The 20740-nt window shown below is 71.3% G+C and carries 12 protein-coding genes and 2 pseudogenes; 7 read left to right on the forward strand and 7 right to left on the reverse strand.

Annotation, left to right across the window (positions count from 1 at the left end; translation table 11 throughout):
* Positions 1-5: 5 nt before the first annotated feature.
* Both tnpB and NI17_RS08705 read right to left on the reverse strand, forming a co-directional pair.
* Positions 6-1136: pseudogene (gene tnpB, locus NI17_RS08700) on the reverse strand (IS607 family element RNA-guided endonuclease TnpB); the annotation flags it as partial.
* Positions 1133-1702: pseudogene (locus tag NI17_RS08705) on the reverse strand (IS607 family transposase). The pseudogenes tnpB and NI17_RS08705, both read right to left, overlap by 4 nt.
* 694 nt (positions 1703-2396) lie before the next feature.
* Here NI17_RS08705 and NI17_RS08710 point away from each other — a divergent pair.
* From NI17_RS08710 to NI17_RS08725, 4 genes are all read left to right on the forward strand, one after another.
* Positions 2397-3665 carry a beta/alpha barrel domain-containing protein gene (locus tag NI17_RS08710; RefSeq protein WP_199860059.1) on the forward strand — a complete coding sequence of 423 codons (1269 nt, stop codon included), beginning with the start codon at positions 2397-2399 and terminating at the stop codon, positions 3663-3665.
* A gap of 112 nt (positions 3666-3777) precedes the next feature.
* Positions 3778-4800, forward strand: a complete 1023-nt coding sequence (locus NI17_RS08715) for an AEC family transporter (RefSeq protein WP_068691803.1) — start codon at positions 3778-3780, stop codon at positions 4798-4800.
* A 27-nt stretch (positions 4801-4827) separates the two neighbouring features.
* Positions 4828-5124, forward strand: a complete 297-nt coding sequence (locus NI17_RS08720) for an MTH1187 family thiamine-binding protein (protein ID WP_119267648.1) — start codon at positions 4828-4830, stop codon at positions 5122-5124.
* A 26-nt stretch (positions 5125-5150) separates the two neighbouring features.
* Positions 5151-6011, forward strand: a complete 861-nt coding sequence (locus tag NI17_RS08725) for a fumarylacetoacetate hydrolase family protein (RefSeq protein ID WP_068691799.1) — start codon at positions 5151-5153, stop codon at positions 6009-6011.
* 161 nt (positions 6012-6172) lie between these two features.
* On the opposite strand, the gene NI17_RS08730 is transcribed toward NI17_RS08725, so the two are convergent.
* The 3 genes from NI17_RS08730 to NI17_RS08740 form a co-directional block, all read right to left on the reverse strand.
* Complete coding sequence (locus NI17_RS08730) at positions 6173-9154, reverse strand: glycosyl hydrolase (RefSeq protein ID WP_068691797.1); 2982 nt, start codon at positions 9152-9154, stop codon at positions 6173-6175.
* An 826-nt stretch (positions 9155-9980) separates the two neighbouring features.
* A complete protein-coding gene (locus tag NI17_RS08735; protein WP_068691793.1) occupies positions 9981-10955 on the reverse strand; it encodes an aldo/keto reductase in 975 nt (324 codons plus the stop codon).
* 243 nt (positions 10956-11198) lie between these two features.
* Positions 11199-13445, reverse strand: a complete 2247-nt coding sequence (locus NI17_RS08740; RefSeq protein ID WP_068691791.1) for a glycoside hydrolase family 3 C-terminal domain-containing protein — start codon at positions 13443-13445, stop codon at positions 11199-11201.
* Between the two features lie 1205 nt (positions 13446-14650).
* Here NI17_RS08740 and NI17_RS08745 point away from each other — a divergent pair.
* A complete protein-coding gene (locus tag NI17_RS08745; RefSeq protein ID WP_068691789.1) occupies positions 14651-15151 on the forward strand; it encodes an OsmC family protein in 501 nt (166 codons plus the stop codon).
* Between the two features lie 625 nt (positions 15152-15776).
* Here the strand turns inward: NI17_RS08745 and NI17_RS08750 are convergent.
* Positions 15777-17249, reverse strand: coding sequence for an MFS transporter (locus NI17_RS08750; protein WP_068691787.1), 1473 nt, complete (start codon positions 17247-17249; stop codon positions 15777-15779).
* A 136-nt stretch (positions 17250-17385) separates the two neighbouring features.
* Between NI17_RS08750 and NI17_RS08755 the strand changes: the two genes are divergently transcribed.
* Positions 17386-18315 carry a LysR family transcriptional regulator gene (locus tag NI17_RS08755; RefSeq protein ID WP_199860058.1) on the forward strand — a complete coding sequence of 310 codons (930 nt, stop codon included), beginning with the start codon at positions 17386-17388 and terminating at the stop codon, positions 18313-18315.
* Positions 18316-18373: 58 nt separating this feature from the next.
* Here NI17_RS08755 and NI17_RS08760 read toward each other — a convergent pair whose 3' ends face one another.
* Positions 18374-19444 (reverse strand): IS701 family transposase, encoded by a 1071-nt coding sequence (locus NI17_RS08760; protein WP_170163042.1) that lies wholly within the window; start codon positions 19442-19444, stop codon positions 18374-18376.
* 466 nt (positions 19445-19910) lie between these two features.
* Between NI17_RS08760 and NI17_RS08765 the strand changes: the two genes are divergently transcribed.
* Complete coding sequence (locus NI17_RS08765) at positions 19911-20345, forward strand: winged helix-turn-helix domain-containing protein (protein WP_068691784.1); 435 nt, start codon at positions 19911-19913, stop codon at positions 20343-20345.
* Positions 20346-20740: the final 395 nt, after the last annotated feature.

The following is a 20740-nucleotide window of genomic DNA, read 5'->3' on the forward strand; positions in this document are numbered from 1 at the left end:
GAGGCGAACCACCGGTCCGCCACGATGAGCCGTCCCCCGTTCCACGCGGTCTTGTAGGCGAGCTGGCGGCGGATCTCACCGAACCCGGCATCCGCGACCACACGGGACAGGCGCCGGTTGGCCAGCATCCCCGCCACGTTCAGGTCTTCCACCACCACCGTCCCGTACTCGCGGGCCAGAAACGTGGTGAGCTGGTGCAGCGCGTCGGTGCGCAGGTTGGCGACCCGATCATGGATGCGGTTGCGTTCGGCGTCGGCCCTGCGCCACCGCCTCGACGCCTCCTGACGACTACGCCGGTCGGGGCCGCGGCGGCGCGACACCGTGCGGCAGGCGCGGCGCAACCGCTTCAGCTCACCCTCCAGGTGGCGGGGGTTGGCGACGTGGCGGACCCGCCCGCTCGTGTCGGCGACCACCGCGAGGGTCCGCACCCCCAGGTCCACACCGGCCACCGCCCCGGGCCGCCCGGGGGTGGCGGTGGCGCGTTCGACCTCGACCTGGAAGGACACGAACCAGCGGCCCCGAGTGTGGCAGACGGTTGCTGACAGGATCCGCGCACTGCCGTTCGCGAGGCGGCGATGCAGCCTGCGGGTGTTCTCGTGGGTGCGGATCCGGCCGATCACGGGCAGCACCACGTGCCGCCGGTCATCGGCGACACGGAGGGCGCCGGTGGTGAACCGACACGCCAGGCGAGCCCGGTGCTTGGACGTGAACCGGGGGCGGCCCACCGGCGCTCCGGCGCGCTCGCCGCGCCTGGAGCGGGCGTAGTGGTCGAACGCCGCCGCCGCGGCGGCGAACCCGGTGTTGTACGCCTCCTTGGAATTTGCGCTCCACCAGTCACAGAACCGGGGATCATGCCTCCTGGTGGCGTTGCCCGCCCTGCGCAGAGCCGGCAGCGACCAGGCCCGCCACGGGGTGCGGTCGGCCTCGGCAATACCGTAGGACTCCTCGGCGCGGCGCTGCTCCCAGGAGGCCAGCACATGCGCCACCGCCCAGTTGTACGCGGCGCGCGCCGCCCCGCAGTGCGACCTGAGCCGCGCCCCAGCCTCGGCGCCCGGGTCCAGAGCGAACCGGTACGCCTGGACCACACGCCCCGGCGCGGGCGCGAACCCGCGCCCCTTCTTCGGCCTGGCGCTCATCCGTCCACCGCCGTCGCCGCATCAATCGCGGCCTGGGCGCGCCCGCGGGCCGATGGGTGCCCGTACAGGCGGGCACACAACACGGTCAGCACCTCGGTCATGTCCCGCACCAGATCATCGTCGGTCTCCTCGGCGTCCAGCACGACCAGGCGCCGCCCGCACGCCGCCAGCGCCGATTCCAGGTGTTCGACACCGAACCGTGCCAGCCGGTCACGGTGCTCGACCACGATCACCGACACCCCGGCATCGCCCAGGAGCCGGTGCAGCTTCCCGCGCCGCCCGTTCAGTCCGGACCCGACCTCGGTGACCACCTCACACACCGCGAACCCCCGGGCGGTGGCTTCCTGCACGACCCGGGACACCTGCCGGTCCAACTCGGCCTACTGCTCAGCCGAGGCCACCCGGCAGTAGGCCACCGTGCGGCCCTCGGCCCGGGGAGGCTCCGCAACGATCCACGTTCCGGAGGGCGCCTGGTGGACGGGCACGGGCATGCGCCCGCTCCTCACCCACCGCCACGCGGTCTGACAGCTCACGCCCCGCTGGCGCGCCCACTCCGAAAGCTTCACGCCACCATTACACGACCACAGACGACTACGTCTGGTCATGAGACCTGGAACAGATGTCAACCCCCGTTCCCCTCCCCACCGGGCGGGGATTCCCGCCGGGGCCGTGAGACCGCCTCGGCGGACCCCGGCCCCGGGTGCGGCACCGGGAAGCCGGGGCCGGGCCGAGGAGGTCCCGGGGGTGGTCGGGGGCGGATCACCACGGGGTGGCGGCACCCCCCTCCGGCACAGCGCCCTCACCGGTGTCCTGCCCTCCCCTGGGTCCGCGGCCGCGGACTTTCCTCCCCATTCCCGGCTGTCCGCATCCGGCCACCGGAAAATCCATCGGAGACGGCATCCCGCTGTCCAGCTTTTTCATCAGAAGTTAATAATAGTTCTCACGACGCCGCCGATTTCTCATTCATTTCCCGCTTGACAGGGCACACCCCGCAAGGCGAATATCCTGGGGGCCGAAAGAGGGAGAGAGTATCGCAATATCGCGCCTGAGGACCTTCAGCCTTTCCGGACCGTTCGGACGGATTTTTGCGTCCGACAACTCCACTGTCAGATCTTGAGCCGTGTGACGCTCCTCACAGAGGTCGTCGCGCCTTCGAAGTCACCCTGTCAAGGCGGCGGGGATCTCTCGGACCATTTCCGCAGGAAACCAGAACGCCGTTCAGTCGCCAGCCCTTCAGGGCACTCACCGAAGGAAAAGATCTTGTCTCTTTCCATGCCAGCCGGACACACTCCCCGATACACCGATTTCGAGATCGTCGGTCTCTCCGACGAGACCATGCGCGAAGGCGGCGAAAGGGCACTCTACGGTGCCGACGACGAAAGCAAGCTGAAACTCATCGAGGCCCTCGCGGAGGCGGGTGTCCGCGACATCGACCTCGGCTCGGGGCTCACCGAACCGAAATTCCTGCTCCGCTGTCTCCACTCGCAGCACCTGCTCGGCCGGATTCCCGAGGACACGCAGTTCGTCTTCAACCTGACACTGAAGACATGGGAGCCGCTGTGCGAGGCTCTCCAGATCATTCCCAGGGACTACCTGGCGAAGATCCAGGTCAGTCTGGGAATGGTGGAGCACCGCCAGAGCGAGAAACTCCTGGAGCGGGCGCACGAGGCGCTGTCCTCCATCGGTGTCGGCTCCTTCCGCGCCAGCATCCTCAACGCGTTCTCGCACGAGATCGACGAGGACCGGTACGCGTTCATCAACGAGCAGATCGAACGCGTCCGCCAGTTGGGGATCTCCCTGGTCCGGGTGAACGACTCCATCGGCACCCTGTATCCGGAGTCGACGGCGGTCCTGGCCTCGAACCTGGTCAAGGACAACCCGGACATCACCTTCTACCTGCACTCCCACGACGACCGAGGGCTGGGGCTGGCCAACTCCCTCGCTTCGATCTTCCACGGCTTCCAGATGGTCGAGGGCGGAGTCGCCGGATTCGGCAACCGCGCCGGACTGGCGAACGTCGAGGTGCTGAGCCAGATCTTCGCCGAGCGCCGCATCAGCGTCGCCGGCACCGTCCTGGACACCGAGAAGCTCTCCCGAGCCGCGGCGCTCGCGGAGGAGGTCTTCATGGTGCTGCCGAACGTCTACCGCCCGGTCAGCGGCATGCTGGTGCGCAACGAGAACGCGGGCATCGTCAACGTCCCCGACTACCTGGGGGTCAGTCGACCGGTCGACTACTTCCTGAACCCCATCGGGATCTTTCCGACAACGGTCGCCCAGGTGCTGGAGAACAGCGGATTCCCCGAGGAGTACCTCCGGGACGAGGAGTTCCTCGCCGAGGTCACCCGGCGCCTCGTGGGCTACATGGAGGACACCCTCCACCCGGCCAAGCGGGAGCGCTTCGACGCGCTGCTCCACCAGGTCCGGGAGTTCTACACCGACATCGTCCGACTCGACGCCGTGCACAACGTCGCTCTGGAGGTGCTGCAGGACCGCAGCAGCACCGCGGTGGCGCTGCAGGCCGGAGTCTGACCCCTCCTGTCCCGGGCGCGCCGGACGGACTCACCCGCCCGGCGCGCCGCCGAGGACGCCGCAGAGATACCGATAAGCCGCTTTCCGCCGGAGTCTAGGGGGTGGACCTCTGATGGGGGTCGGACCGCTGCTGTCGACGCTGGTCCCGCTGTTCGCCATCGTCCTCATCGGATACCTGGCCAGCTATTTCGGGTCCTTCCAGGGCAACGCCCAGAAGGCCATCAACGACTTCGTCTTCTACATAGCCCTGCCCGCGCTGCTGTTCGGGGCGGTCGTCAACTCCGGACTGTCCGACGGGATCTCGTGGGCGTTCATCGGGGCGAACCTCACCAACCTGGTCATCGGATCGGTGATCGGACTGCTCGGCGGTCTGGCGCTGTTCCGCCGGGAACTGCCCCGGGCGCTGACGACGTCGATGCTCGCGGGCTACGGAAACGTCGCCTACCTCGGCGTCCCGCTGCTGGTGAGCGCGGTCGGGGCGCAGGCGGCGCTGCCCGTGGCGCTGGGGCAGCTCATACACAACATGTTCTTCATGGTCTTCTACCCCCTGTGCGTCACCCTGGCCGTGCGGCGCTCGCGCGTGGTGAACGCGGCGAAGCAGCGCGGACGGGCAGAAGGCGCGGTGGCGGTCGAAGAGCGCTCCCCCGCCCCCGGAGGCGAGAGCACGGGACGGGCCATCTTCCGCAGCGTCGTCCTCAACCCGGTCAGCCTGTCGGTGGTCGCCGGCCTGCTCTTCGCTCTCCTCGGCCTGCGGTTGCCGGGCCCGGTGGCCGACACGGTCGAGATGCTCGGCGGTGCCGCGGCGCCCGGAGCGCTCTTCGCGGTCGGACTCACCCTGCGCCGGGCCGTGACGGCGCTCCAGGAGGGCAGCGTGAGCCCGACCGAACTGGGGTTCACCGTGGCGGTGAAGCTCGCCGTCATGCCGCTCGTCGCGGTCGGCCTGGTCACGTGGGTCTTCTCCATGCCCGAGGTGTGGGCGTTCACCACCGTCGTGATGTGCGGACTGCCCAACGCCGCGACCGCCTACGTCCTGGCGCAGCAGAAGGAGTCCGGAGCCCAGCAGGCCGCCGCGGCGGTGGTCGTCACCAGTGTGCTCTCACTGATCACCATTCCGCTCGTCGCCGTGGTCGCCTGAGGCGGCGGAAAGCACAGAGGAGGAACCATGCTCGTCGCGTTCTCCGTGAGCCCGCTCGACATCGGCGAGTCCGTGGGAGCGGCTGTCGCCCGAGCCGTGAAGGTCGTGCGCGACAGCGGACTGCCCAACCGCACCGACGCGATGTTCACCACCGTGGAAGGCGAGTGGGACGAGGTCATGAGGGTCGTCAAGGAGGCGGTCCAGGCGGCCGGAGAGGGATCCGGCAGGGTCACCCTGGTCCTCAAGGCCGACATCCGTCCGAACGTGACCGACGCGCTCGACGGCAAGGTCGCCTCGGTCGAGGCGCACCTGCGCACCATGTGATCCGGAACGCCAGGAGGAGATCCCCCATGCGTCTTATGCGCGTAGGCCGCGCCGGCGCGGAGATCCCGGCCGTGTACGCCGGGAAGGACCAATACATCGACGTCTCCGACCTCGTCGAGGACTTCGACGCGGCCTTCTTCGAGGCGGGTGGGTCCGCCCTGCTCGCGGACCCCGTCGCCGAACGGCTGGCCGCGGGGGCGTCCCGGCCCCTGGCGGGGCAGCGGGTGGGCGCGCCCGTCGCGCGCCCCCACCAGATCCTGTGCATCGGGCTGAACTACACCGACCACGCGCAGGCGACCGGGCAGAGCCTGCCGGAGGAGCCGGTGCTCGCCACGAAGGCCCCCAACACCCTGACGGGCCCCGAGGACCCCCTGGTCCTCCCCCGCGGCTCGACCAGGACCGACTGGGAGGTGGAGCTCGGCGTCGTCGTCGGCCGCCGCGTGAGCTACCTGCCCGACGAGCGGGCCGCGGAGGAGGCGATCGCCGGATACGTGCTCGTCAACGACGTCACCGAGCGGTTCCTCCAGTTCGAACGCGGCGGGCAGTGGAGCAAGGGCAAGTCCGCGGCCACGTTCAACCCGTGCGGCCCCTACCTGGTGACCCGGGACGAGCTCCCCGACGTCTCGGACGTGGGCCTGTGGCTGGAGGTGAACGGGCAGCGCAGGCAGCACGGGTCCACCAGGAACATGGTCTTCTCCCCCGCCCACCTCGTGTACTACCTCAGCCAGTTCATGGTGCTGGAACCCGGTGACCTGATCAACACGGGAACGCCGGCGGGCACGGGGATGTCCTCCGATCCGCCCTCCTACCTCGCCCCCGGTGACGTGGTGGAGCTGGGGGGCGACCCGTTGGGGACGCAGCGCCACACGGTCGTCGCGTCTCCGTGAGGCGGTGCGGGCCCGGCGCACCGCCGTGTCCTGCGCGGCACCCGCACCGCCCCCAGTGCGGGGTGGTGCGCGTGCCCGTGGACGCGGGGAGCGGGCCCCGGCTCCGAGGCCCGCTCCCCTTGCTCCCACCGCCCCGGTCCACCGCGGGCCGGGGCGGCCTCTCAGAGTTCGACCTGCCCGTAGGGGACCAGTCGCACCGGGCCGATGAGTCCGTACTTCTGCCGGGCCGCGCCGCCGTACACGTCGGGCCGGAAGACCCGCATGCGGTTGATCAGGGTCGTGGCGACCTCGATCTCGATGGTGTTCTTCCCCTTCACCAGGTGGGGGCCGACGTCGACGCGCCGGGTGAGCTGGTCGGCCGGGGGCAGCGGCGTGCCGTTGACCGTCACCCGGAAGGTGTCGGTCACCTCCCCCAACTCCAGGTGGGCGCCGACCCCACCGGTCCACCCCTCGCCGAGGTCGACGGTGGTGGTGTAGCGGCCGATGCCCGAGACATCGGCGAGGTCGGGCAGATCGGTCCAGGGGGCCGGGGAGTCCAGGGTCAGCTCGTGGCTGCTGATGTCGGTCTCGGTGGCGCTCGCTCCCGGACGCCAGTCCTCCACCTCCAGCGTCCAGCCGGTGAGTTCGACGGTGTCGCCGACCTTGTCGACGCGCACGCCGTCGGTGCCGCCGTCGGCGTAGGTGACGGTGTAGTCGCCCGGCTCGGCGGCCCGCACCACGGGCTTGCCGCCGGAGAGGACGACATCGTCGGCGTCGGTGCCGCTCACCACGGCCCATCCGGGCCTGCCGTCGCCCACCAGGTTGTGCTTGGCCAGGGCGATCGCGCTGGACGCCCCGGGGGCGAGCCGGACGCGCACCGTGACCCGGTCCCCGTCCACCCGGTGGACGACGATGGGGGTGATCTGGCCGCTCCACAGGTCCAGGGCGTAGGGACGGGCGTCCTTCACCTCGGTGGTGATGGTCACCTCGTGGTCGACGGCCTGGGTGTCGGAGCCGTTGGCGAAGTAGTACAGCTCCACGTGCTTGTCGCGGCGCTTGGCGTGCAGCAGCGGGGAGGACTGCGCGTAGCTGACGGCGGGCCGCAGGCCCAGCGCGGCGATGCCGTCGGCGATGTCGTCGCGGGTGGCGACCTGCTGGACGCCGGGTTGGGCGAGCAGGTCGGCCATGACCCCGGCCAGCTCGGTGTTGTCCGTCTGGTCGACGCCGGGCGCCTCGGGGGCGCTCCAGTCGCCGACGATGACCATCGGCAGCCCGTCCCGGGCGTAGCGCAGCAGGCGGCGCGCGGTCTCCAGCGGCATGGTGGTCGCGCGGCCGCTGAACGCGTCGCCCTCGAAGACGAGCAGGCGGTAGGCCGGGCCGTCGGGGGCGAGCCGCCCCTTCTTGACCTTGGGGTCGGTCACCTCCAGCAGGCGGGGGCTGACGAACTGGTGGGTCCAGCCGAGCTTGACGCCGGTGCTGCTGAAGTAGGCCGCGCCGAACCCCGAGCCGGCGTAGCCCTTCTGGCGCAGGAAGGCGACGTCGACCGTTGAGGCGCCGGTGCGCAGCAGGTACTGGGCGCGGGCGAAGAACCCGGCCACGTCGGGGGCGTGCCGCCAGGTAGGGTGGCGCGGCCCCCAGGACTCGCTGTAGCCGATGCCTCCGCTGTAGGGGGTGAAGGCGGCGAAGCCGGGCCACTGGGCGCCGGGGGCGTCGGCGTAGGAGAAGCCGTGCAGGACCGCCTGGTTGACGCCGGCCGCGTACTCGCGGGAGATCGTGCGGACCGTGCGCGCCCAGGTGGTGCTGTAGGAGCCGCCGTAGACGGCGCCCGCCTCGCTGGACAGGATCGTGTTGCCGCCCAGGTCGCGGCCGCCCGCCAGGGAGCGGAAGTCGTCGAGGTTCTTGAAGCCGAGCGACTCGCCCTCGGGGATGTCCACGATGGCGGCCTTGGTGACCGCGTCGGTCTGCAGGCCGTAGGGCTGGATCCGGTACTGCAGGCCCAGCTTGTCGGCCCACTTCTTCAGCGGCTTGATGTGCTTGTCGATGTAGAGCTGGCTGAGGGTGTCGTTGTAGTCGTCCAGCAGTCGGCGGTCGGTTGTCGAGTCGAAGGAGAACACCCGATTCTCGTCCTGCTGGATGGCCAGCGGCAGGTAGGGCTTGAGGGCGTATCCGGTGTGCCGCTCGAAGTCCTCCGGCATGGTGGTGGTCCACAGGGTGGCGTCGGTCTCCATCTCGATGGAGTCCTCGAAGAGCGCGCCGCCCGCCTTCTTGAGGAGTGCGCGGACGCGGTTGTTGAGGATCGCCTCTTCCCAGAAGTCGATGACCGCCTGGGTTCCGGTGGTGCTGAAGTGGTCGACCACGTAGGACACCGGTTCGGTGTGCGGGCCCCGTTCCGGGCGCTGGCCGGAGCCGCGCTCCCAGTAGGAGATGACCGCCCAGGTGGCGTCGTCGGGCGGGCTCCAGGTGAGGTTTCCGTCGGTGACGCGGTCGGTGACCTCCTCGACGGTGTCGGCGACGAGCTTGTAGGGCCGCTTGTCGGTGGAGGCGCCGTCGGCGAGCCGGGCGACCTGGACGGCGACCAGTCTGCGCTCGGTGACGCCCTCGGCGGGTTCGACGACCGGTTCGGGCACCGCGCCCGCGAACTCCTGTCCGCCGGAGAGGAACTCCACGCCGTGGGCGAGTTCACGCACGGCCGCGGTGTCCTGCGGGGTGATCGTGGGGACGGCGGCGGGCCAGGCCGGGCCGATGGTGAGGTCGATGGTGACGCCGCGCTTCTCGGCGCGGGCCAGTGCCGCCTCCAGTGCGCTCACCCAGGCGGGGGTGCCCCAGCCGCTGTTGGCGGGGTCGAGGTCCTCGGTGGCGCTGTGGTGGACGTCGGCGATCTCCAGACCACCGAAGCCGGCGTCGGCGACCTGGTCGACCTCGCGTTCGATCTCGGCGGGGTCGACCAGGCCGTGCGGCCACCACCAGCGGAACTTCGCCTGCGCGGCGCGGCCCGGGGCGGGGAACTCGGCGGCGAGGTCACCGGGGGCGGCCAGTGCGGGGGTTCCGCCCAGGGCGGGCGGCACGGCGGCGGCTGCGCCCAGGGCCGCGCCCAGGCCGAGGAACAGCCGCCGGGAGGGTTGGCGAAGTGGCTTGCGGGGGTCTTCGCCGTGCGAATCGCTCATGCTGGTCCTTCTCGGTTTCCGACAGTTGCGCCGGGTGTGCGGGGGGTGGCCGAGGGGTGGTCCGCGGACGTCGTCCGAGTCGGCTTCCCGGAGTCGACCGCGGACCCCGACGGCCGGTTGAAACGTTTCAGCGAAATTACTGACAAGGATTTCTTCGGCGCAACGACGTGGCCACTTCCGGCCAATTTTCCGCCCCACCCGATTCCGCATTGCGAAATCGAGACATCCGCCACTCGGTGGCGGCGAGCCGGACCTCAGAGGATCTCCCAGATCAGAGCGGGTAGCACGCACTCGGAAGACGACTCCCCACACCCCCGCCCACCCGATCTCCGAAGACCGGAGGTGGATGTGCTGTCAGCCACACCCCTCCGACGCGGGTAAACCACTCAGAAAGTGTGGTATTTAACCGCCGCCACCATGACCGCAGGTGAACAAGGGCGCTCAGGGGGTGAACCGCTTCCCCCACCCGCTTGGCGAACGTTTTATTCAGCGCGCCGCTCCGGCTCGCGTCGGAGAGCGGAGGGGGCGCTCCCGCTCTGGCAGGACCCCCGCCAGAGCGGCACCGGGCGGAACACGGCCGCTGCGCCGACACCGGCGGCGTCCGCGCCGCCTTCGAGGGCGTCTGGACGACCTGGAGCACCGTTCGCGCCGTCGCCACGACCGCCGCGTCCGCCTCCTGCTGCGCGCCCTGGTCCCGCGCGGCTCCGACTCCCCGGCAGCCCGACGCGCTGGAGGGACTCGGAAGGACGCGTGCCCGTCCGGGCGCCGGGCACGCGCCGAGGGCCCACCGTCCGGTGAGCCCTCGGGATTCCCTGCGCTCCGAGGGTCAGACGACACCCTCGGGAGTGGCGCCCTCGATCGGCACCGCGTCGGCGGTGAGCCGGTCGATTGCGGCGAGGTCCTCGGCGGTGAGGGTGGTCTCCGCCGCGGCGAGGCTGTTGTCGATGTTGTGGAGGTTGCGCGCTCCGACGATCGCCACGTGCACGCCGGGCTGCGCCAGCACCCACGCGATCGCCAGTTGGCTGACCGTGAGCCCTCCGGCCCCCGCCAACTCCGCCAGCCGGTCGACGACCGCGAGGTTGTGGCGCAGTGTCTCACCGCGGAACGCCGAGGAGTGCGCGCGCCAGTCGCCGGGCCCGAACGCGGTGTCCGCCGTCATGCGGCCGGTGAGCAGTCCGCTGGCCAGGGGGCTGTAGGCCAGCACTCCGATGTCGTGCTTGCGGGCATAGGGCAGGATCTCGTCCTCGACCCCACGGCGGAACAGGTGGTACGGCGGTTGCAGCGTCTCGACCGGGCGGAGGGAGTCGAGGGCGGCCAACTGGGCGGCGTCGTGGTTGGACACGCCGACGTGGCGGACCTTGCCCTCGTCGACCAGTTCCTGGAGGGCGGCGGCGGTCTCCTCCGCCGGGGTCGCCGGGTCGGGCCAGTGCACCTGGTAGAGGTCGATGTGGTCGACGCCGAGAGCACGCAGGCTGGACTCGGCGCCCTGCCGCAGCCAGGCGCGCCGGGCGTCGCGCGGGCGGTCGGGATTCGTGGTGAGGCCTCCCTTGGTGGCGATCACCAGGCTGTCCCGGTCGCGGCGGAGTTCGTCGCGCAGCGCCGCGCCCAGCACCCGCTCCGCCTGTCCGAACCCGTAGGCCTGCGCGGTGTCGAAGAGGTTCACGCCGAGTTCGCGGGCGCGCCGGACGGCCCGCACCGCGTCCCGTTCGTCGAAGAACCCCCAGTCCCCGCCGAACTGCCAGGTCCCGAAGGCGATCCGGGAGACGTCCAGACCTGTCCTGCCCAACAAGGTGTAGCGCATACCTCCATGACAGCCCACCGGCGGTCATCCGCCGGCAAGGCGCACCACCTCCAGGCCCCCAGGAAGGACAAAAGGTGGACAACCGGACGCGAGAGTGCCGCCCCGGCCGGTGAGCCGGAACACGGCGCACCGGGGTGAAGGCCACCTGGAGCTTCCCCGGCCTCCGTCTCTCGGCACCGGCTGGAGGCTCCACCGCCCCGCGCGGAACCCGTGGGGCGGGCGGTGGCCCCGACGCCCTCGGGGTCACTCCGACCGGGGTGACCCGCTGAGCTCCATCAACTGCTCGAGCCGCTCCGCCGGGATGTCGACACCGGTGAAACTCAGGAACTGCCGCAGCGGCATCGAGGCGACCATCGTGAGGAGGTCCTCGCTCTGCTCCGCCTGGCGGGCCTGCTCCTCGCCCATTCCGGCGGTCAGGCTCTCCAGGAACGCCAGGCCGACGACGGGATGGGAGAACCACTCCCCCACGGTGGAGTCGAGTGAGAGCACCTGCGCGACGGCGTCGCCGGTCAGGGTGACGGTCGCCTCGGCGGCGACGTGCGAGGCGTCCTGGCCCACCTGGATCCGGTACTCGCCCGGAGCGACGACCCACCGGCCGAGTTCGATGTCGTAGTAGGCGAAGGCGCGGCGGTCCAACGGCATCTCGACCGTCCGGCTCTCCCCCGGTTCCAGCGCCACCTTCGCGAAGGCGCGCAGTTCGCGGGCCGGACGGCGCACCGGACCGGCGGCGGTGGCGACATAGACCTGGACCACGTGCTTTCCGGCCCGCCGCCCCGTGTTCGCCACGGTGACCTCGGCGACCGCGGTGTCGTCCCCGGTGACCGTGACCTCCAGGTCGCGGGTGGCGAAGGTCGTGTAGCTGAGCCCGTGGCCGAAGGGGTAGCGCACCGGCCGCTCCACGGTCTCGTAGTAGCGGTAGCCGACCATGACGCCCTCGCCGTAGCGGACGTGGCCCTGCTCTCCGGGGAAGTTGAGGTGGGCGGGGGTGTCTCGCAGCCGCAGCGGGATGCTCTCCGCCAGGCGTCCGGACGGGTTGGCGACCCCGAAGAGGAGGTCGGCGACCGCCGGGCCTCCGGCCTGCCCGAGCAGCCAGCACTCCAGGACGGCGTCCACCTCGTCGTGCCAGCCCTCCAGCGAGACGACGCCGCCGTTGGACAGCACGACGACGGTGCGCGGCGCCGCGGCGGCGACCGCGCGGATGAGTTCGACCTGCTCGGCGGGCAACTCGATCGTCTCCCGGTCGAATCCCTCGGACTCCTGTGCCTCCCCGAGGCCCGCGAACACGACGGCGACCTCCGCCGCCGCGGCGGCGTCGACCGCGGAGCGCCGGAGGTCGGCCGCACCGCCGGAGCCGTCGGTGGTGAAACCCCGCTCGTAGTGGACGGTCCGGCCGCGGGACTCGGCCAGGGCGCGCAGGGCGTCGAGGGCGGTGTCGACTCGGGTGGGGTTGATGTGCGAACTTCCCCCGCCCTGGTAGCGCGGTGCGGCGGCGAACTCCCCGATGACCGCGATCGTGGAGAACCGGTCGAGCGGGAGCGTGTTCCGCTCGTTTCTGAGCAGGACCGGGCACTCGGCGGCGAGCTCGCGGGCGAGCGCGTGGTGGGCGTCGGCGTCGAAGCCGTCGGCGGGCGCGGCCCGTTCGGTCAGCTCGGCCACCCGGCGCGCGCTCCGGTCCACGAGCGCCCCGTCGAGCCGCCCCTCGCGGACGGCGTCGACGATCTGCCGGTCGGTGGCGCCCCCGCTGCCCGGCATCTCCAGGTCCAGGCCCGCGGCCAGTGCCGCGACGCGGTCGTTGACCGCGCCCCAGTCGGAGACGACCGCTCCGGTGAAACCCCACTCGTCCCGGAGCACCTCGGTCAGCAGCCAGTGGTGCTCGGAGGCGTAGACGCCGTTGACCCGGTTGTAGGAGCACATCACCGTCGCCGGTCGCGCCTGCGTCACCACGCGTTCGAACGCGGGCAGGTAGATCTCGCGCAGCGTGCGCTCGTCGACGTCCGCGCTGATCCGCATCCGCTCGGTCTCCTGGTTGTTGGCCGCGAAGTGCTTCACCGAGGCGCCGGGGCCCTCCGCCTGGAGGGCGCGGACGTGCGCGGTGGCCAGCACCCCGCTCAGCAGCGGGTCCTCGGAGTAGTACTCGAAGTTGCGGCCGCACAGCGGGGAGCGTTTGATGTTCACGCCCGGTCCGAGCACCACCGCCACGCCGAGCGCCCGCGCCTCGCGGCCGAGGGCCGCGCCGAGCCGGGCGGCCACGTCCGGGTCCCAGCTCGAACCGACCGCGGCGGCCGGTGGGAAGCAGGTGGCCGGTTCGCTGTCGTTGATGCCGAGATGGTCCGTCTCCCCCGCCTGGCGGCGGATGCCGTGCGGGCCGTCGGTGAGGACGATCGAGGGGATCCCGGCCTCCTCGACCGCCTTGGTGGTCCAGAAGTCCCGTCCCGACAGCAGCGAGGCCTTCTGTTCGAGTGTCAGGGCGTCGAGGTCGATCCGCGCCATCAGCGGCTTCCTTCCTGGGTGGGTGCCAGTGCGTCGACGGGGTCCCCGGGGCCGTCAAGGCCGGGGGCCTGCGTTGGTCGCAATACCCGGGGGTTGCGATCCTCAGCCACCGGGACCACCGCGCACCCGCATAGGGGTTGCGGTCCCCAGCCACCACGGAGGGTGGCTACCACAGTGTCTGAAGTGCGCAAACACCTCACTGCTCGGCGACACTCACGACTCAGAAAGGAATGAGGGTTCTCACTGATGTGTGAGTGTTCGGTTCTGCGGTGGGCGCGGGTTCTTTCCGGAGAAACCGGGGAAGGACGAGGCATTCCACCCCGGCCGTCCGGAGCGGGCCACCACCGGCTGGCGGCGGCTGGTCGAGGCACCCCGGGCGCCGAGTCCGGGCGCGCTCTGCGGGCGGACCAGCGCCGAAGGAACACCGGCCACCCCCGGGGGCAGCACCTTGTAGTGCGGGGCCGCCTTGGAGGGTGCGGGTGGGTGGGGCCGTGTCCGGACTCGGCGCCAGGGCGCCTCGACCGGACATCGGCAGCCCGTGGTGGCCCGCTTCTGGAGGGTTCTGTGGAACGCCTCGGCCTCGCCGGAGGTGCGGCGGAATCGCATCCGCCGCGAACCCGGCTGTCAAACCTCGACGAGACCAGCTCTCAAGCCCGAGGAAGCAAAGACCCCCGAACCAATGCGGACCCTGTTCGCTCCGTGCCGGCTCTCAGATTCCGTACACCGCTGACACCACGCGGCACGCCCCGACACTCGGCGGCACCCCGAAGCGCCGCCCCGATGCCGCAGCACCGGAAACACCCGCCCCGCCGCATGACCGGCACTCCCCACTCCACCGGGGCTTCCGCCCTCATCCCCGCAGCACCTCCTCCCCCACTACCGAGGAGTCTTTCCCGTCCTCTCCTCAGCCTCCTCCGCGCCGCGCACGTCCCCGCCACCAGCACCCGGCCGAACCAATATGTGCACGAAGAGCGGGGGCACGTCATGCAGCGTGTCGGCGGGCGGCCCACGTGAAGAGCGGTGCCGGTCCTCACCGCGCCCTGACCGGCAGCGCCGCCCGTTCGCGAGGCCTGGCCGCGCCCGGCCGCCGCAGGCGCTCGGGGGTCCCCGCCGCAAGCGGCGCTCCGTCCTGCGTACGCTCAAAAGGTCCTGAGCGGCGGCCCCGCCGCCGCGTCCCCCCTCCCCCCGACCAATCGGAGATCCCCGTGGCCAAGGAGCACCACTACCGCGTCCAGCTCACCTGGACCGGCAACACCGGTACCGGCACCTCGTCCTACCGCGCCTACCTCCGCGACCACGAGGTGTCCGCCGAGGGCCGACCGGCCATTCCCGGATCGTCCGACCCGGCCTTCCGGGGCGACCCCGCCCGGTGGAACCCCGAGCAGCTCCTGCTCGCCTCGCTCGCCCAGTGCCACATGCTCTGGTACCTGCACCTGGCCACCACCGCCGGGGTCACCGTCGTCGCCTACCGCGACGAGCCGACCGGCACCATGGTCGAGGAGGCTACGGGAGCAGGGCACTTCAGCGAGGTCACCCTGCGACCCCGCGTCACCGTCGCCGACCCGGCGCAGGTCGAACTCGCCGAGAGCCTGCACGGACGCGTCGGGGAGTTCTGCTTCATCGCCCGGTCGGTGAACTTCCCCGTCCATCACCGGCCCGCCACCGACGCGACCGGAACCGCGGACTCCGGGACCCTCCACGACTGACGGCGACGGGACGAGCAGGCGGCCGGTCCCCGTGGCCCCTCGGCGATTGCGGACAGTTTGCGACCGCTGTCCTTGAGAGGAGCCACACGGGCGCCGACACGGCAGCCCGGCCGTCGCTGCCTTCCGCTCCGCGGTCTGCGGGGGCTCCCCTGTCGACCTGCGGTCCCGGCCGGGGTCGCGAACCGGCTCGGCCGCCCGCACCTCGCCCCCGCCCCCGGCGCCCCGACGCGGCGCCGGGGGCGGACCACCGGCACCAAAGCCGCCCGCCTAGAAGCAGCAGCAGCCGGGGTGCCCCCGGAACAGGACGCACCGCGCGTCCAGGTAGTAGCGTGCGTCGCCGCTCTCGGGCCGGTCGCAGGGCGCGAGCAGACGGATCCTCGCCCCCGCTTCCGAACGCCATTCGCAGCATCCATGTCGCACTCTCTCGCAGCGCGTGTCCTTCCGCGGCGAAGCTCTCACACTGCGGCTGCGTGGTTCGGGTCCCGACCGCCCGCGCCGGACCGCTCCGGTCCCCTCGGCGGACGTGGTGCCGTGCCGGTCGCACGGGCCGCTTCCCCGCCGCGGGCGGTCGGCACCGCGGTGCTCCGAGGGCACAGGGTCTCCGGAGCACCGCGGCGGTGGGCGGTCACACGGTGGTCGTCCGCTGGTCGCGGAGCACGACGGGCATGAGCGCGAGCGCGATGACGGCCAGCGCCAGGTTGCCGACGAGCGCGGCGGTGAACGCGGTGGTGGAGACGGCCAGTCCCGCACCGGCGCCCAGGACGACCCCGAAGACCAGCCCCAGCACGGTGACGCCGAAGGACATGCCGATCTGTGTCGTGGTCTCCAGGACCCCGGAGGCCGCCCCGGCATCCCTCTGCGGCACGTTGGCGAGGACCGCGCCGAACAGCGGACTCACCCCCAGCCCCTCGCCGAAGCCGATGACCGCCAGCGCCGGGGCCATGATCCAGCCGCTGAGACCGGTGTCGAAGGCCAGCGCGCATCCCAGCAGCATCAGGGTTCCCGCGGCGTTGACGGCGTAGCCGAGGGTCAGCACCCTCATGCCGATGCGTTCCTGGATGCGGGGCGCCAGCAGTGAGGCGGCGACGAAGGCCACCGCGAGCGGGGTGAAGGTCAGGCCCGCCACCAGCGGCGAGTACCCCATACCGCCCTGCAGGTGCAGGGTCAGCACGAAGAACAGTCCGGCGTTTCCCGCGAAGAACGCCAGCGCGAGGACGTTGCCCCCGGCGAAGCCCGGCAGTCGGAACAGCGACGGGGGCACCAGGGGGTCCCCGCCGATCGCGGCAAGGCGGCGCTCCCAGAGGGTGAAGGCGACGAAGCAGGGGACGGACAGGGCCAGCATGCCCCAGGCCCACAGCGGCCATCCGGCGGCCTGCCCCTCCACCAGGGGGATGGACACCAGCAGCAGCGCGGTGCTGAGCAGCGCGACACCGCGCAGGTCGAGGCTGGGGCGCACGGTGCCGCGCGCGGCGGGCAGGACCGCGGCGGCTATGAGGAGCGTGGCCGCACCGATGGGGATGTTGATCAGGAAGATCGGACGCCAGGACAGTCCGAACAGGTCCGCGCTGACCAGTGCCCCGCCGACGAGCTGGCCGGCGACGGAGGCCAGGCCGATGGTGGCGCCGAAGATCGAGAAGGCGCGGGCCTGGGCTTTTCCGGTGAACGCGGTCTGCAGCACCGACAGCACCTGCGGGTAGAACAGGGCCGCGCCTGCGGCCTGCACGACGCGGGCGGCGATGAGGAGTTCGGGCGAAGGCGCCAGTCCGCACGCCAGCGAGGCCGCGGTGAACAGCGCCAGGCCCGCCAGGTACATCCGGCGGTAGCCGAACAGGTCGCCCAGGCGTCCTCCCGTGACCAGCAGCAGTCCGTAGACAAGGACGTAGCCGGCGACGGCGAGTTCGATCTGGGCGTAACTGGCGTCCAGGTCGGCACGGATCGACGGTATGGCGACGTTGACGATGAACGAGTCCATGATCGCGATGAACGTGCCGGCCATGACGGCGAACAGTGTCCACCTCTGGCGGGTGGACGGCTCCGTCTCTCTCGGCCGGGCGGCCGTGGTGGAGTCGGCCGTCGTGGAGGCGGTTGCTTCAGCCACAGGAATTCGTCCCCTCGTGGAAAGTCTCTCGGAAGAATCGGATCACCGGGGCTCCTCCACTGTGTCGACGATTCCGGTGTGGAACAATGGCGGATCGTGAAAGCAGCGATAAGCCGGGGCAATTCTTGGGAAGACGATGCTGGATCTGCGTGAGATCGAGGCGTTTCTTGCCGTCGCCGAGGAGCTGCATTTCGGACGCGCGGCCGAACGGCTGCAGATTTCCCAGCCCCGCATCAGCCAGCTCGTGAAGACGCTGGAGCGCCGTATCGGTGCGGCGCTGTTCGTCCGTTCCAGTCGGCGCGTCGACCTGACGCCGCTGGGCAGGCAGGTCCACGAGGAGATCGCGCCCGCCTACCGCCAGTTGCAGGGTGCGGTGCACCGGGCCCGTGACACCGCCCGCGGCGTCGAGGGCGTGCTGCGCGTCGGCTTCCTCGGTTCGGCGGCCAACGAGTTGACCCCGCGGATCCTGTCCGCCTTCCGCACCCGCCACCCCGGCTGCGAGGTGGTGATGGTGGAGGCGCACTTCGCCGATCCGCTCGGTCCGCTGCGCCGCGGCGAGGTCGACCTCCTGTTCACCCGGCTGCCGGTACAGGAACCGGACCTGGTGGTCGGTCCGGTCGTGGTACGCGAACCCCGCATGCTCGCGGTGAGTGCCACCCATCCCTTCGCCGGACAGGAGCGGGCCAGCCTGGAGGACCTGGCCCGCGACCGGGTCTTCGCCGTGGCCACCCCCGCCCCGGCCTACTGGTGGGACTTCCACGTTCCGCCCGTCACGCCCAGCGGGCGTGCCGTGGAACGCGGCCCGGCGGTGGCGACCTTCCAGGAACTGCTGGCGCATATCGCCGCCGGACACGGCATCTCCCCGGTCGCGGCCTCCGTCGCCCGCTACTACGGCCGGCCCGACATCGTCTACGTCCCCATGCCCGACGCGCCGCACACCGAGGTGGCACTGGTCTGGCGCGCCCAGGACGTGACCGCGCGCGTCGAGGCGTTCATCCAGGTGACGGCCGACGCCGTCCGGCTCAACGGCGGACCCGCCGGTGCGGAGGAGGAGAAGGAGGACTGACACGGACCGCCCGCCCTCTCGCGGCGGGGAGGCGGGAGGCGGGCGGTCCGACCCGGGGTCACAGGGGCGACAGCACGGCCTGTCTGCACAGCAGGTCGTAGGCGTAGGCCGCTGACACGAGGGTCATGTGGTGGTGCCAGCCGGGGAAGGAGCGTCCCTCGAAGTCCCGCAACCCGAACCTCTCCTCGGTCGGGTTGCGGTTGCGGCTGCTGTCGGTGTGCTGGACGGCGAGGGCGAAGACCTCGCCCACTCGGTCGTAGGGGAGATTGGTGAGCCAGTACCGGGTCAGGTGGGGATCGTTCTGGGGGGAGGCCGCGACCAGGCGGAGGCGGGAGGGGAACGGGTCGCTCCTGGTCCTGACCGGCCGGTGCACGACGCAACTGGCGACGTGGTACTGCTGCTGTCCGCCTCCTTCCGGGACCGGGACCGTCTGGCGCCACAGTTCGTAACCGGACCGGATGCGGTGGCGGACGGTCGTGGTCCTGGTGGGGCCCGGCCGCTCGGCCGGGCGGCCTGCCTCGGCTCCCCTGGCGGGGGCCGCGAGGGCGATCTCCGCCGTGTCGCCCACCTCGACCAGGAACTGCAGGCCGCGTCCGAGGAGACCGCTGATCAGCGAGTCGGAGTCGGGGGTGCAGTGCAGGTCCGCGATCACGGGTACGGGAGGAAGCCCCCAGTCACGGGCGACCGTGTCCGTGAGGTCGAGGATGTGCGCCCAGACGGGCATCTTGGTGACGCCGTCGGGGATTTTGGCCCTGCTGCGGCGCTGCTGGTCGCCCAGCCACGCGTCGGGGATCAGCAGGCGCCAGTCCGCGGGGACGGCCCCCTGGTCGGTTGCCAGGTAGAGGCCGACGCCCACCTGGCAGTTGATGGTCTTTCCGGCGTGGGGGATGAACCGTTTGGCGACCCCCACGGAGTGGCAGCCGCGTTTGGGAATGATGGCGTTGTCGATGACCCAGGCGCTCACCTCCGTGCGGGAGTCGACGTATTCGGCGATGGCCCTGCGAATCTCCGGCCACTCCCACGGACTCTGGTTGATGAACTGCTGAACGGACTGGACCGCCGCTACCGGGTCGGCTTCGCCGGAACTGGCCACGATCTTGCGGACCGTTTTCTTTCCCTGGACACTCACTGATCGAGGTTTGATGGTCGGGTTCGCCGCGGATGCGGTTCCGCCGCACCCCCGGCGAGGCCGAGGCATTCCACAGAACCCTCCAGAAGCGGGCCACCACGGGGTGCCGATGTCCGGTCGAGGCGCCCTGGCGCCGAGTCCGGACACGGTCCCACCCTCCCGCGCCCTCGGAGACGGTCCCGCACCACGGAGAAACCGGCCCGGGGCGACCGGTGTCCCCGCCCCTCATCCGCCTGTGGAGGCGCGCCCGGACTCGGCGCCCGGGGGCGCCTCGACCAGGCACGGCCAACCCGTGGGGCCCGCCCCGGACGGCCGGTGCGGAATGCCTCACCTTCCCCCGAACTCTCCGCGAAGACCCCGCGCCCACCGCAGAACCGAACACTCACACCTCACTGAGTTTTGACCGTTCGTTTCCTGAGTGGGTACGTGCCTACTCACTTGGGAACTCTCTTCGAGGAGGGGCGTCATGGACGCCCACGGCAAGCAGCAACGCCGCTTGACCGCGGCCGCCCTGTTCGAGCAGGACGAGAGGTCCGACACCCGTATCGGCGACCTGCTCGGCGTCACCGCCCGCGCGGTCAACCACTGGCGGCGCGCCTGGCACCAAGGCGGCACCGAAGCGCCGACGAGTAAGGGCCGCACCGGCCCCAAGGGCTGTCTGGACCCCGAACAACGCCACCGGGTGCGGCGGGTGATCGCCGAGACCTTCGGTGCCGCCTACGCCGACCCCTCAGGAGTGCGGCGGCTGTTGAAGGCGATGGGGTGGTCGGTGCAGATCCCGGCCCGTCGCGCCGTCGAACGCGACGAGGAGGCCATCGCGGCCCGGGTCGAGCAGACCTGGCCGCGGATCGGAGAAAAGGGGCCGGGATCGTCGTCGCGGACGGGGCCGGCGCGGGACTGACCTTGTGCCGCACCTGGGCGCCGGTCGGGCAGACGCGGTGCCGCACGTGGTCAAGGGCCGCCCGGCCACGATGTCGATGGCCGCGGTGTGCTGCCACCGCCGCAGTCACGGGTCGCGGACGCTGTTTCCGTACCCGCCCGGGGTGGTATCACGACCGTGACCTGGTCGTCTTCTTGGACGGTGTCCACCGGGTCCTGGACGCGCGCGGCGATCGAGGATCGGGAGTGGTTGGAGATGGAGACCTGCCTTCCCATACCCCGGAACTGAACCCGGTGGAGGATGTCTACTCCCATCTCAAGGGCACAGCGTTGGCCAACCTGGCGGCGCTGTCCTCTGCGGAGTTGGGCCCAGCGGTCCGGTCGGGTCTGCGTCGGCTGCGGTACCGCCCCGATCCG

The sequence above is a fragment of the Thermobifida halotolerans genome, assembly GCF_003574835.2.
Lineage (GTDB): Bacteria > Actinomycetota > Actinomycetes > Streptosporangiales > Streptosporangiaceae > Thermobifida > Thermobifida halotolerans.

What these genes read in the sequence shown, in the direction of transcription:
- NI17_RS08715 (WP_068691803.1), top strand. Translation starts at nt 3,778, where the DNA reads ATGGGGGTCGGACCGCTGCTGTCGACGCTGGTCCCGCTGTTCGCCATC.
- NI17_RS08720 (WP_119267648.1), top strand. Translation starts at nt 4,828, where the DNA reads ATGCTCGTCGCGTTCTCCGTGAGCCCGCTCGACATCGGCGAGTCCGTG.
- NI17_RS08725 (WP_068691799.1), top strand. Translation starts at nt 5,151, where the DNA reads ATGCGTCTTATGCGCGTAGGCCGCGCCGGCGCGGAGATCCCGGCCGTG.
- NI17_RS08730 (WP_068691797.1), bottom strand. Translation starts at nt 9,154, where the DNA reads ATGAGCGATTCGCACGGCGAAGACCCCCGCAAGCCACTTCGCCAACCC.
- NI17_RS08735 (WP_068691793.1), bottom strand. Translation starts at nt 10,955, where the DNA reads ATGCGCTACACCTTGTTGGGCAGGACAGGTCTGGACGTCTCCCGGATC.
- NI17_RS08740 (WP_068691791.1), bottom strand. Translation starts at nt 13,445, where the DNA reads ATGGCGCGGATCGACCTCGACGCCCTGACACTCGAACAGAAGGCCTCG.
- NI17_RS08755 (WP_199860058.1), top strand. Translation starts at nt 17,386, where the DNA reads ATGCTGGATCTGCGTGAGATCGAGGCGTTTCTTGCCGTCGCCGAGGAG.
- NI17_RS08765 (WP_068691784.1), top strand. Translation starts at nt 19,911, where the DNA reads ATGGACGCCCACGGCAAGCAGCAACGCCGCTTGACCGCGGCCGCCCTG.